This window comes from Pirellula sp. SH-Sr6A, assembly GCF_001610875.1.
Taxonomy (GTDB): Bacteria; Planctomycetota; Planctomycetia; order Pirellulales; family Pirellulaceae; genus JBKCUI01.
This window is the reverse complement of record NZ_CP011272.1, coordinates 4104798-4118273: the sequence shown is the minus strand read 5'-3', so window position 1 is coordinate 4118273 and position 13476 is coordinate 4104798. Positions and strand designations below refer to the sequence as shown.

The 13476-nt window shown below is 56.6% G+C and carries 6 protein-coding genes; 3 read left to right on the top strand and 3 right to left on the bottom strand.

Going from position 1 to position 13476, the window contains the following annotated elements; genetic code table 11:
- Nucleotides 1–245 precede the first annotated feature (245 nt).
- Entirely contained in the window at nt 246–2984 is a 2739-nt protein-coding gene (locus VN12_RS15665) for a hypothetical protein (RefSeq protein ID WP_146677717.1), read from the top strand.
- A gap of 13 nt (nt 2985–2997) precedes the next feature.
- Here VN12_RS15665 and VN12_RS15660 read toward each other — a convergent pair whose 3' ends face one another.
- The gene (locus VN12_RS15660; RefSeq protein WP_146677716.1) at nt 2998–4233 is read right to left on the bottom strand and encodes a M48 family metalloprotease; all 1236 of its coding nucleotides are present in this window, start codon (nt 4231–4233) and stop codon (nt 2998–3000) included.
- 264 nt (nt 4234–4497) lie between these two features.
- Between VN12_RS15660 and VN12_RS15655 the strand changes: the two genes are divergently transcribed.
- Nucleotides 4498–6003 (top strand): PPC domain-containing protein, encoded by a 1506-nt coding sequence (locus VN12_RS15655; RefSeq protein ID WP_146677715.1) that lies wholly within the window; start codon nt 4498–4500, stop codon nt 6001–6003.
- Here VN12_RS15655 and VN12_RS15650 read toward each other — a convergent pair.
- Together VN12_RS15650 and aceE are read right to left on the bottom strand one after the other, a co-directional pair.
- Nucleotides 5996–7426: a 2-oxo acid dehydrogenase subunit E2 gene (locus VN12_RS15650; protein ID WP_146677714.1), complete on the bottom strand. Its 1431-nt coding sequence runs from the start codon at nt 7424–7426 to the stop codon at nt 5996–5998. The genes VN12_RS15655 and VN12_RS15650 overlap by 8 nt on opposite strands.
- 101 nt (nt 7427–7527) lie before the next feature.
- Nucleotides 7528–10257 carry a pyruvate dehydrogenase (acetyl-transferring), homodimeric type gene (gene aceE / locus VN12_RS15645; RefSeq protein ID WP_146677713.1) on the bottom strand — a complete coding sequence of 910 codons (2730 nt, stop codon included), beginning with the start codon at nt 10255–10257 and terminating at the stop codon, nt 7528–7530.
- 399 nt (nt 10258–10656) lie between these two features.
- Between aceE and VN12_RS15640 the strand changes: the two genes are divergently transcribed.
- Entirely contained in the window at nt 10657–12033 is a 1377-nt protein-coding gene (locus VN12_RS15640; protein WP_146677712.1) for a metal ABC transporter permease, read from the top strand.
- Nucleotides 12034–13476: the final 1443 nt, after the last annotated feature.

Genomic DNA, 13476 nt, shown 5'->3' with positions numbered 1-13476 from the left:
TGCCGAAAGGTTGGTTACCGAAGATATTCCTCAAGAAATGCAGCAGCCGTGCCGAACACCCTAGAGGCCCGCTAGCATTCACGCTAAACCTATGCTAGTCAAGGACTTAGGAAAATCGAGATAATCCGTGCACTTTTCCTAAAGCGCAGAGCTTGTTGCCGATTCGCAACACGAATCCGTGTGGCATTCAAACTTAAGTCCTGCTAGAAGTGAGACTTAGGATGAAAGTCGCCAGGTGGATCAGGATGATTCGATTTCTCTACTTACTCTTCGACGATTGTTGCGAAAAGTCAACCGACGGGCCGGTCGTGCGCCGGGGGTTGGCTTTGGCGATTGTTCTTAGCTACCTGCTGATGGCCTCTGGATCGATCGCATCGGGACAATGGATCGAGACGTTTGATCGTCCTGGCGAGTATTTCCGGCTTTGGCGCGATGACTGCCGAGCGGTTCTCCAACGTCCCGCACGATCCGAGCCAGGTGTCGAGACCCTGGAACTGAGCTTCGGACACGGAACCTATGTCCACCTCCTCTATCCCATCGAGCCATGCGCGGTGGTCGATGATCTCGCCGCCTCGATCCGTCTGCGCTGCGTCCATGACGGCCTGAGGCTCGCTCTACGCGTCGTCTATCCCCATTCGTCCCACCAAGCGACCAGCGATCCGCTCTACACGTTGGTCTTTGGGACGGCCGCGGAGGGTAATGGGCGATGGTCCACCTCGACCGTTCGCAACATACGGCGAGAAGTGGAAACGCATCAGCGACTCTTACGGGTCAAACACGGCCCCGATATCGACTTCAGCCAACCCTATGTCGACGCGGTGGTTGTCGACGCTTACCGGTTTCCCGGAACGACCAAATTGCAGATCGATGACCTTCAAATCGAAGGAATGATCGCACCCTCGAACTTGGCCTCCACGCCGAGCACCGAGCCGCGACCGAACGAACCACCCCTTAGCGCAGCAGAACGATTGAACTTGATGCAATCGACGGTTCCTCGATGGATCCAATATCACGGAGAAAGTTTCGAACTCCTGCAACAACTCGGATTCAATGGGGTCATTGCACCGCGAGCCGATGATACACGGTTGGTCGAGCAAGCTTCCGCCACCAAACTGGCTGTCATCGCTCCGCCCCCCTCCTTCGTTCCCGCCGATTCCCTACAAACCGAATTCTCGCACGTTCAAGCTTGGATGCTGGGTTGGGAACTGAACGAATCGAACCTGGATTTCGCGCGACACCAAGTCGCCAAATTAACCCAATTTCCTCCCTCGCTCGCACGTCCGACGATCGGAGAAGCGATGGAAATGTACGGTTCGTTCAGCAGACTGACCGACTGGTTGGCGGTACCGACCCCTCACACGACGCGCGTTCGATCCTTTGACGAGACGGATGAAATCCTTCGCTCGGAATCCCGCTCGCTCGCGGGTAGATCCATGCCCCTCACCTCGATGGTCACGCAAATGTCCAGCGAATGGATGGAACAAAAAGCGATGCTCCAAAACATCGTCGGAGGGGATGCGATCGGACTGCCGGACTACGATTTTGTGGGCTCTCGCCTTGCGGTCTATCGAGCCATGATGCAAGGGACACGAGGCTGGATCTTTCGCTCCTCAGGCCCCCTCGATCGAGGAGATCCCACGACGACCGCCCGCGCTCAAGGCTACAAGTCGATCAACAGCGAAATCGATCTATTTAGCCCTTGGATCCATTCCAACCAATACGCTTGGAAGTCCGTGACAACCGATTCTCCCCATCACCGCGCGGCCGTACTCACCGCTCCGAACAGCCAACTCACTATCGTGGTCGCCAGTGGCCCGATGGACCAGATCTGCCCCGTCGCCCCTGACACCGAACGATTGCAAATCGCAATCCCAACCGCGGGTCAAGTTCGACACGTGTTTCGTATCACTCACGGTCATCTCGAAACGCTCCGTTCCGAACAACGAAACGATGCGGTTTACGCCTTGATCGATCGCCCCGGTCTGATCGAGCAAATCGTCACGGTCGTCGATCCCAAACCGATTGAATATCTAAGAACTCAATTGGAGTTACGTGCATCGACCATGATGGAAGGGAGAATCGACGCGGCCGAACAAGCCCTCACTCTCTCGCAAATGGCTTTCGTTGCCCAGAAACTCCCCCCTTCCCACCCGAACTGGGACCGAATCCAACGCGCTAGAACACTGCACCATGAAGCTCTCCACGCGATGAGCCGATCAAACACAGTTACAGCATTGAAGAAAGCGGACGAATCGATCCTTCTCTCCCAACGGGTCATGCGTCAATCCTGGGAAGAAGCCGTTGCCCAGTTCCCCTCGTTCCAAAGCAGCCCGTTCGTCGCCTCTCCTCTTGCGCTCCCGCTTCACTGGGAACTGAACCGAATTCTGCAAGGCAGACCGTGGCCCCCTCTCGGTATGCCAGGAGTTCCTATGCTCAGTTGGGAAGCGATGCAGCAGCAAGGTTGGCGCGTCGATCAACGGCTCACCGATTCCATCTCCACGCACGTCACCGTCTCAATGACGGAATCGGGGGGAGCTCCGGTGCTCACTCTTGTTTCGGCCTCCGCATCCGGCCAACCGGTACCAACCGGATACGCAGGGGCAGCAATGCGAGTCTCCAGCGCGCCCATCGTGGCCCCCGTCGGTTCGATGGTCCATATCCGTGGCGAGGTCCTCATCGAATCTCCCCCCAACGAACCTCAAAGTGGACTCCTTATCAGCGATTCCCTCGGTGGGGAATCCCTCGGCCAACTCCTCTCGGCCGCAGATCGAGCCGATACACCTTGGAGAACGTTTGGTCTCTACCGCATGGTCACCAATCCAGCGGGGTTCCAAATCCACTTCGAGACCCGAGGAGCCGTGCAAGCACAGATCCGAAATTTGCAAACCGAGATGATTATCCCAAGCCCACCTCGGGGCATCCCTGTCCGCTCCCTCGAGCCAGACGAACAGCCCGAAATCCCCGACGAACTGCTTCGCCCCTAAGCCCGCAAGAAACTCAAAACGCCATGGGACTCTGATAAGGTGCAATGCGTTGTTGAAGACTCGGATGCGTCCAACTCGTGCGTTCCATACGATTGTCGCGATAGATGCGACCCAGTACCTGGATATACTGCGACGCGGCCTCTTCGGAGTTCATCCCAAACCACCTCTCTCCCATCCGTATTGCAGCCCGATCGGCATCCATCTCGGTCCACCAGCATGTCGCAATGACGAGGATGCCGAATACCAATCCAATCGAGAGCATCGCGCACACCAAAAGCCAACCTTCCAAAGTCTGCAGCGTCCCGAGCATCGCTGGAACTCCGATCCAAGCAGGAAGCAGTCGGACCCACGAATGAAAACGTCGAACATGCGCGATTTCGTGTAGCACGATCCACTCGATCTGCCGCATCGTGTAGTTGAGAAGAAGCCGGTCGGTAATTAGCAGCCGCTTCCCTCGAAAACCACTGACGATCGCAGCATTTGAAAAGCGGCATCCCGTGGGCCACAACAGCACTCGAGGAGGACGAACTCCTGCGCGGCGCCACAACCCTTGTATGTGATGGGCGAAAGTTGGTTCCATCTTGCCTGCCCCAGTCACCCAGATCATCCAATAGGGCAGGATCCATGAAGTAATCGCCCCAGCCGCGACGAGCGTAACGCAGAGCCAAAACGTGTCTTTCCAAACCGCACCTTCCAATCGTTGGTTTCCCCATGGGATAAGCGATACCATCCCGATGTCTCGCTGAAAAAGCCACGATATGGACTCTGTCGCGACGGAAACACCCACCAACACGATCCCCAGCACATTCCCCTTCAAACATCTCCAGCCCGAACGATCAAATAGAACGAGAAGAAACAAAACCGTGGGGAACGCGGACAACACAAGCGTACCCGTCCAGTGCCCTGCGACTCCCCCCATCTGGCCGAATAATTCTGGCCACCCTAAAAGGGCCAGAACAAAAGGTTGCACCAGAAGCCAAATGGCAATACAGAACGTCGGAGATGCGCAGCACGCCATCCAACGGTTCTCATTCCGGTGCGCGATCGCATTTCGATGCAGCGTCCGCATCGATAGAAAAACAAGAAGCAGCGTGAGAACATGGATGAGGAGGATCCCGACCAATCCGATGCGATCCAAGGTTGGACTGGCTGCCATCCCAAACCTTGCCCGAACGTTTTCGATCAACCACGCTGCAGGCCAAGCAGCCAGCACGGAGGGTATCCAGAATACATTCAAAACGGGGGTCATCGCCTTCGACTCGCTCCTGAGAGGGTGCGGTTCCGAAAGAAATCTTTACGGTCGAGATTCCATTGTCCTCCCATCGTAAAAAGCCAGGGACCCTTCTCGCGATGGAATACCGGCCACGAAACTTCACTCAATTTGACTTCGTTCCTGTTGTAGCGAATGCGCAAAGGTTAACTGGGAGAAGCGGCTAGCATCCCAGTCCAAGGGAGACGATAATGAGGTTCTCGCTCGCCCCCCCCATTGACTCCCCTCCCGCCGGCTCCCCTCATGTTTCTTCTGCCAAACTCGCTGCTGCGATCGGTTCATCGCTTCCGTTCCAGCCTCGCCGCCGCATCTTTTCTAACGACACTTGCCACCACAACTTTCCTCCCGGCGGCCGAAAAACCGCAGTGGACGAGGCTCATGCCGGCGGGTGCGACCGCAGGCGCATCCACTCCGGTCGACGCCTCGGGTACGTTTACCTCTTGGCCGGTCCAAATCTGGTGCAGTCACCCCGGCGTGCACTGGAAATGCTTGGAAAAAGCAGGTTCTTTTGAAGTCTCCGTGAATGCCGGTGTACGTGACCAAGTCGCCTGGGTCCGCCTCTACAACGAAGCGGGAGCCACGCCAGCTAAACCGTTTTACGTTTCCCCCCGCGCGACGAAGACGGAAAAGGAGCCGAACGATCGGATCCTGGAAGTCACGGAAACATTGCACGACAACGAGGTCACCTACGGTCTGCTCGAGAAGAATGGCGATGTCGACCATTACCGACTGGCGCTCCGGGCGGGCGAACCCTTTTCCGCCACGCTCGACGCTACCCGCTCGCTTCGCTCGCCGCTCGACGCGCACCTCCAACTTCTCGACGAACGGGGCTTTGTCCTCACGGAAAATCTCGACCGATACGGCTATGATCCGGGAATTGCTTTCCAACCCAAAAAAGACGGAACCTATTATTTGCGAGTCTTCGGGTTCCCGGTCGAGCCCGATAGCACCATCTCGTTCCGCGGAGGCGCTGACTGGTGCTACCGACTGCAATGGCAACGAAGCCAGCTTCCATTCGATGCGTTCAATGCAGAAGGGATCTTGTTACCATCGGTTGCACCCGAGGGCCCATCTCCCACATCCAAGGATTCGGCCGCGACCGTCTCCCTCCCTTTGGATACCCAACGCGCGATTCTTCACAACAAAGAAACACACTTCTATCGGATTCAAAACTTAGGGGGCAAGTCGCTGGAGATCCAATTGCTCGCCCAATCCATCGGTTCGTACCTCGATGCAACGCTCACCATCACCAATAAGGAAGGAAAGCAAGTCTCGTTTCAAGATGACGACAAGACGAATCGAGATCCCAAACTGGTATGGCAAGTCCCCGATAACGAAGAGTATTGGGTGAGCGTTTCCGATTTTCATAAACTCGGTAGCGAGGACCGCGTGTACCGACTTCAAATCCGAGAACGCCTCACGAGTTTGCTTGCAACGGCTCCCGCCGAACTAAAAGAAAGCAAAGCCAATGAAGAATTCGAATGGAGCATCGCCCTCGAACGAATCAATAATTGGACAGGAGACGTCGAAGTCCTCGGAGTCGGGCTCCCTGCCGATGCAGTACTGACCAATACCCAATTCGCCGTGACCAAAGATGGTCCCAAAGCGCACGCGGTTAAAGTCAAGCTGCCGACGCCGTGGCAAGGCCCGTTTGCACTGCAATTGAAGCTGGCCGGAATCGAAACGCCAGTTACCGTCGCCGGCCCCACTCAGGCCGGCGTATGGATTTCCAACGTGGTGACTAAATAGCGAGCAGCAGTCTGCTCGGAGCTTCGAGATACGCAATAATGTCGTTCAAGAATCGGGCAGCTGTCGCACCGTCAACGAGACGGTGGTCATAGGCCAAACTCAAGGGCATCATCAATCGCGGTTTGATGGAATCGTCATCCATCACCACAGGAAGCTTGCGAGAACGACCGACAAGCAAAATCGCCACTTCCGGTACATTCACGATCGGGGTGGAATAAGTCCCACCGATCGCTCCGAGATTGCTGATCGTGAAGGTTCCACCTCGCAGATCACTCACGGCAAAGTCATTGCTACGAACTCGATTTGCGAGATCGGCTAACGCGTATGCAACGTCTGGAATCGACATCCGGTCGGCGTTCTTCAGGGTTGGAACGACCAATCCGCGGTCGCTATCCACGGCGATACCGAGGTTCACGTAGTCCTTGTAAATGATCTGCTCATTTTCCATATCGAGCGCCGCGTTGAGCGCTGGGTGGTGTTTGAGCGCCGTCGCCACAGCCTTGATCAAAAACGGCATCGTCGTGAGTTTGATCCCTCGCGAGGCGTAATCATCTTTGCTGGTTTGTCGGAACGCTTCCAGCTCGGTAACGTCGGCATCGTCAAAGTTCACCACGCGGGGAACCGACTCCCACGAGCGATGCATTTGATTAGCGATCGTCTTTCGAATCTTGGTCATTCGATCCACGCGAATCGGACCGTAGTCGTCTTGCGAGGGTGTGCCAGGCAGATTGGCCGCCGGGCTCTTCGACGCGCTCTTGGATTCACTGATTCCGGACGTAGGTGCGGGTGCCGCAGGAGCTGGTGTTCGGGCTGCTTGGCTCGCGTGGCGCACGACAGCCATCACGTCTTCACGCGTGATGCGACCTCCTTCACCTGAACCGACCACACTGGCCAAATCGACCCCCACTTCCCGTGCCAAGCGGCGGATGGCCGGACCCGCGGGAATCACGTCATCGGCGAACGGTGTTCCTTCGTTGTCAACCGCAGGGGCAGGTGCGGGAGCCGCAGCGACAGGCGCTGCAGGAACGGCGACTGGCCGAGCAGGAGCGACGGGAGCAGGACGGACGGGTTCTGGTTTCGGTGCAGCCGCTTGTTGCGGAGCTGCTGCTGGGGCGGGTGCTGCAGCCGGTTGTGGCGTTGGTGCTGCAGCAGCGGGGGCCGGGGCTTTGGCTGGAGCAGGAGCGGCTGCTCCCGATGCTTCAATGGTCGCGATAACGGTCCCGACGGGAACGCTCTCCCCTTCCTTGACCGTGATGCTCAGAATCTTGCCTGCTGCCGGCGACGGAACCGAGACAGTTGCCTTATCGGTTTCCATCTCGATGAGCGATTGTTCTTTCTTGACGACGTCACCAACGCTCACGAGGATTTCGAGAACGTCGCCAGATTCGATGCCTTCGCCAAGGGAGGGAAGCTTGATTTCCATGTCAGGATTCTGTTGAGTGAAGCGAACGAGTTTTGAAAATGTCCGAGTTCGGTTCCGAACTCCGATAGGGGAGCCGACGTTGCATGAAGCAACACGGCGCACTAAGCAAACAGGGGATTCGGTTTCTCGGGATCGAGTCCCAAATCTCGAATCGCTTGGGCAACGACCGCAGGTGCGATCTTTCCTTGTTTGCTCAATCGATACAACGCTGCAATGGTGATCGAGACCGCGTCGACTTCGAAGTGACGACGCAGAGCAGGTCGCGTTTCGCTGCGCCCCATCCCATCGCATCCAAGCACGTAGTAGTCTTGGCTGAGGTAAGGGAGCAACTGCTCACCGACTGCTCGAACGTTGTCGCTCGCGGAAATGATCGGCCCCTCGACTCCGTCCAACACCGATTGAATGTACGACTTCATCTCGGGCTGATCCGGGTGAAGCATGTTCCAGCGCTCGCAGCTTTGTGCATCGCGACGCAGCAATGTGTAACTGGTCACGCTCCAGGCATCGCTGGCGATTCCATAGTTTTCAGCCAGAATCTGTTGTGCTTCGAGCACGTGTCGCAATATGGCTCCACTACCAAACAGTTGCACCCGAGCTTTGGCCCCGTCGACTTCTTGAGATTTGAAGCGATAGATACCTTTGATAATACCGTCTTCGACACCTTCCGGCATCGCCGGCATGTCATAGTCCTCGTTGTGGACCGTGATGTAGTAAATCGCCGTCTCACCTTCTTGATAAAGTCGTCGCATACCATCGAGGACGATGACGACCGTTTCATACGCCCAAGCCGGATCGTAAGCTCGAACGGTTGGGAACGCGATCGCGTTGAGGTGGCTGTGGCCATCTTGGTGCTGCAGGCCTTCCCCGTTGAGGGTCGTCCGGCCTGCAGTTCCTCCAATAAGGAATCCCTTTGCCCGCATGTCAGCGGCTGCCCAAATCGAATCGCCGATTCGTTGGAAACCAAACATCGAGTAGTAGATGTAAAACGGAATCATATTGATCCCGTGAGCCGAATAGGCGGTGCCTGCAGCGACGAAGCTACTGATCGAGCCGCACTCGGTGATCCCTTCTTCCAGGATCTGTCCGTCCTTGGCCTCTTTGTAATAGGCGACCTGATCCGAATCGATTGGTTCGTACAGCTGCCCCGCATGGGCATAGATGCCGATTTCGCGGAACAAGCCTTCCATACCAAACGTCCGGGACTCGTCAGGCACGATGGGAACGATCTGCGACCCGATTTGCTTGTCTTTGACCAACCGACCCAACAAGCGGACGAAGCCGTTGGTTGTACTGATGGTCTTGCCTTCCAGCTGGGCACCTATGAACTTGCGATAATCCTCGAGCGAAGGGGTTTCCGTCTTCGGATGAATGGTGGGGCGGCTCGGGAGAGAACCACCCAATTGCTTGCGCCGGTCCTTGAGATATTTGATCTCATTGCTCGACTCGGGCGGCTTGTAAAACGGTGCATTCGCGACTTCCTCATCCGAAATCGGAATACCGAATCGGCTGCGGAACTCCAGAAGTTCCTTTTCGTTCATTTCTTTTCGGTTGTGAGCGATGTTCCGTCCCTCGCCCGCTTCTCCCAAACCGTAGCCCTTGATGGTCTTCGCCAAGATGACCGTGGGCTGTCCTTTGTGCTCAACGGCTGCCTTGTAGGCTGCGAAGACCTTCTCAGGATCGTGACCGCCTCGCTTCATCTTCTCCAGCCGCTCGTCGGAGTAGTTCTCGACCAGCTTGAGAAGCTCGGGATATTTCCCGAAGAAATGCTCGCGGATGTAGGATCCAGGCATACCGGTGTACTTTTGGTACTGACCGTCCACGACTTCGGTCATGCGTTGCACGAGGAGACCCGATTCGTCTTTTTGAAGCAGCGCGTCCCAATCGCTTCCCCAAACGACTTTGATCACGTTCCAGCCGGCTCCTCGGAAGACCGCTTCGAGCTCTTGCATGATCTTGCCGTTTCCGCGCACCGGACCGTCGAGCCGCTGCAGATTGCAGTTCACAACAAAGATCAAATTGTCCAGCTTTTCACGGGAAGCAAGCGTAATAGCCCCGAGGGTTTCGGGCTCATCGCATTCGCCGTCCCCAAGGAATGCCCATACTTTTTGCCCCCGCGTGTCCTTAAGACCGCGGTCGTTGAGATACTCGTTGAACCGGGCTTGGTAGATCGCCATGATCGGCCCGAGCCCCATCGAAACGGTGGGATACTCCCAAAAATCAGGCATCAACCAAGGGTGGGGGTAGCTGCTGAGGCCCCCTTCCGGTTGCAATTCGCGACGGAAGTTCTCAAGCTTCGCCTCTTCCAATCGGCCTTCGACGTACGCCCGCGAGTACATCCCTGGGGAGGCATGCCCTTGGAAATAGACGATGTCGCCGCCGTAACCGGATTCGCCCCGCCCTTTAAAGAAGTGATTGAAGGCGACTTCGTAGAGAGTAGCGGAGCTGGCAAAAGTGCTAATGTGCCCCCCTTGCCCTTTGTTTTTCGTGTTCGCGCGAACGACCATCGCCATGGCGTTCCAGCGGATGATGCTCTTGATCCGCCTTTCTAGCTCCCGGTTTCCGGGGTACGCGGGCTGCTTAGTCGCAGGAATCGTATTGATATACGGGGTCGTCGTTTCGAAAGGGATATCGACCCCTTCTGCCCGAGCCCGGTTTTCCAAAGCCTTGATCAGATAGCGAACGCGCTCCTCGCCCTTGCTTTTGCGAACATAATCCAAGGATCCGAGCCATTCGCCCGTTTCCGCTGGGTCCACATCGATAGGCGCTGCGACTTGGCCCGCCGCTGCCAACACCGAAGGGTCGACTTCTCCCAAGACTTCTGCGTCCGACATATTCCGTCTTTCTCAATGATCCAAAACGAGTTAGCAAAGGCAGTCTCCTGCCCCGCTAGGATAATTGCAAAACCTAGCATTGTCGCGAAATTGGTAACCTACGTAAAGATCCGAAAAGCTTATGGAGCTAGGTTCTCTTCAGACAGACTGCATTACAAGTGCGACTAATACTGGTTTGATTCTGTTTTTGCTCGTGCGATTTTCGCTTTCGCATCCCCCCTGCCTAAGCTGGATCCGGCGAAGCTAGCGGACTTCTGTGCCCACGGCGGCTCCACGGAGAGCACGAGACGACTGGCTGGCGACTTATTAGGGAAAATAGGCCCCGCACCACAAGACGTCTCGCCCCGATTCATTACAGTAAGACCTGCAAGAAACTCCACCCAATAAACTCCACAATGGATGAGCAGGTTCGAAGTTCGCATGGTTTGGGATTGGGAAATCGATGGTTGGATCGTCTTGGCCGGCTCTCTGGCGGCTGCCTGCGCGGCTGTTTTAGGCTCTTTCCTACTGCTGCGGCGCTTGAGCTTGCTCGGGGACGCAATCAGCCACTCCGTATTACCGGGAATCGCAGCCGCCTACCTTTTCACCGGAGAACGAGCCTCTTGGAGCATCTTCATCGGCGCTGCGATCACCGGGCTGGCGACGGTTTGGCTGATCGAATCGATCCGTCGTTTCGGAAACGTCGAGGAGTCGGCCTCCATCGGGATCGTCTTCACGTCCATGTTTGCGGTGGGGCTCGTGATGATTGTCCGTGCCGGCGACCACGTCGACCTTGACCCCTCCTGCATTCTCTACGGGAACCTGGAGACTTCGATCCTGGACACCGTGCCCACGCCCATCGGGGACATCCCGAGGGTTGTGCTCACGCTCGGGGGTGTGATGATTTTGAATCTCGCGGCGGTAGCCATTTTCTACAAGGAGTGGAAGGTGACGACTTTCGACGCCGCTTATGCGCAGTCGCAAGGTATTCCGAGCCGCTTCTTTCATTACCTTTTGGCTTCCCTCGTCGCCGTCACCTGCATCGCAGCCTTCGAAGCAGTCGGTAACATCTTGGTCATCGCCGTCTTGATCGTCCCCGCAGCGATCTCCTTCCTTTGGACCGCCCGTCTTTCCGCCATGCTGGCGTGCTCGGTTTCGGTCGCCGTTTTGATCGCCATCACCGGACACCTTGCTGCAATCTGGCTACCTCCTCTAGCGGGCCTGCGCTCGGTGAACTCGGCAGCCATGATGTCCGTCGCCGCCGGTCTATTCTTGGCAGCAACAATCTTGATCAGCCCTCGCGGCGGCTGGCTCTTTCAACGATGGCAACAGCTCGCGATCGCACGAAAAATCCTGCAAGACGACGTTCTTGCCTATCTTTATCGTTTGCAAGAACAATCGGCTGCACCGACCGTTCACCCCTCAACGAGTGCATCCACTCCCCCGATGTCGACGCAACCGTTCCATAGGAACGAGATTGCGAAGAAACTGCATGCCTCCCCTACGAGAATGGCGCAAGCTCTTCAGCAACTATCAACTCGCCATGCCATCGCGGTACGGGGTGATGAAGTCGAGCTCACGGAACAAGGATTGCGCGAAGCCCAGAACTTGGTCCGTTCCCACCGATTATGGGAGCAGTACCTCTCTATCGAAACGAACTTGCCGGACAATAAAGTCCACCCGCACGCAGAGTCCTGGGAGCACTTCACCAACTCGTCAATGCGGGGCGAATTGGACCAACGGACCGGCAACGCTCCTACCGACCCCCATGGACGTACGATCCCTCCGGAATCGTGAGATGGCTCTTGAACGTCTCTCGGTCGTGGAAGAGCACGGCTCGCTAGGGGGGGATTGAGAATGGAATAGTGGTCGAGCGTGCAGACGCTGTCGAGGACGACAGCTAGACAGAGAACACCAGCTCGACGTCGAACGGCTCGTCCTCGACCGTTCTGCATCGCCTTGTGGCTCCTAACAACTCAGCAGCGCAACCGGTTTTGCTTTCTGGCTTTCGAGACGTGGTCTGGCGTGCACAAGCTGTCGAGGACGACAGCTAGACAGGGAATACAGCTTACAAGCCGAACGGCTCGTCCTCGACCGTTCTGGATCGCCTTGTGGCTCCTAACAACTCAGCAGCCTAACCGGTTTTGTTTGCTGGCTTTTGGAATAGCGATCTAGCATGCAGAAGCTGTCGAGGACGACAGCTAGACAGGGGACGACAGCTACACGTCGAACGGCTCGTCCTCGACCGTTCTGCATCGCCTTGCGGCTTCTAACAGCTCAGCAGCGCAACCGGTTTTGCTTTCTGGCTTTCGAGACGTGGTCGGGCGTGCACAAGCTGTCGAGGACGACAGCTAGACAGGGAACACAGCTACACGTCGAACGGCTCGTCCTCGACCGTTCTGGATCGCCTTGCGGCTTCTAACAGCTCAGCAGCCTAACCGGTTTTGTTTGCTGGCTTTTGGAATAGCGATCTAGCCTGCAGAAGCTGTCGAGGACGACAGCTAGACAGGGAATACAGCTACAAGTCGAACGGCTCGTCCTCGACCGTTCTGGATCGCCTTGTGGCTCCTAACAACTCAGCAGCGCAACCGGATTTGTTTTCTGGCTTTCGAGACGTGGTCTGGCGTGCACAAGCTGTCGAGGACGACAGCTAAACAGGGAACACAGCCTCATGTCGAACGGCTCGTCCTCGACCGTTCTGCATCGCCTTGAGGCTTCTAACAACTCAACAACGCAACCGGTTTTGCTTTCTGGCTTTCGAGACGTGGTCGGGCGTGCACAAGCTGTCGAGGACGACAGCTAGACAGGGGACGACAGCTACACGTCGAACGGCTCGTCCTCGACCGTTCTGGATCGCCTTGCGGCTTCTAACAGCTCAGCAGCGCAACCGGTTTTGCTTTCTGGCTTTCGAGACGTGGTCGGGCGTGCAGAAGCTATCGAGGACGACAGCTACACGTCGAACGGCTCGTCCTCGACCGTTCTGCATCGCCTTGAGGCTCCTAACAGCTCAGCAGCGCAACCGGTTTTGCTTTCTGGCTTTCGAGACGTGGTCGGGCGTGCGGAAGCTGTCGAGGACAACAGCTAGACAGGGAACACAGCTACACGTCGAACGGCTCGTCCTCGACCGTTCTGCATCGCCTTGCGGCTTCTAACAGCTCAGCAACGCAACCGGTTTTGTTTGCTGGCTTTTGGAATAGCGATCTAGCCTGCAGAAGCTGTCGAGGACGACAGCTCGACAGG

Coding starts and splice junctions, on each gene's coding strand:
- VN12_RS15665 (WP_146677717.1), top strand. CDS start 246: ATGATTCGATTTCTCTACTTACTCTTCGACGATTGTTGCGAAAAGTCA.
- VN12_RS15660 (WP_146677716.1), bottom strand. CDS start 4,233: ATGACCCCCGTTTTGAATGTATTCTGGATACCCTCCGTGCTGGCTGCT.
- VN12_RS15655 (WP_146677715.1), top strand. CDS start 4,498: ATGTTTCTTCTGCCAAACTCGCTGCTGCGATCGGTTCATCGCTTCCGT.
- VN12_RS15650 (WP_146677714.1), bottom strand. CDS start 7,426: ATGGAAATCAAGCTTCCCTCCCTTGGCGAAGGCATCGAATCTGGCGAC.
- aceE (WP_146677713.1), bottom strand. CDS start 10,257: ATGTCGGACGCAGAAGTCTTGGGAGAAGTCGACCCTTCGGTGTTGGCA.
- VN12_RS15640 (WP_146677712.1), top strand. CDS start 10,657: ATGAGCAGGTTCGAAGTTCGCATGGTTTGGGATTGGGAAATCGATGGT.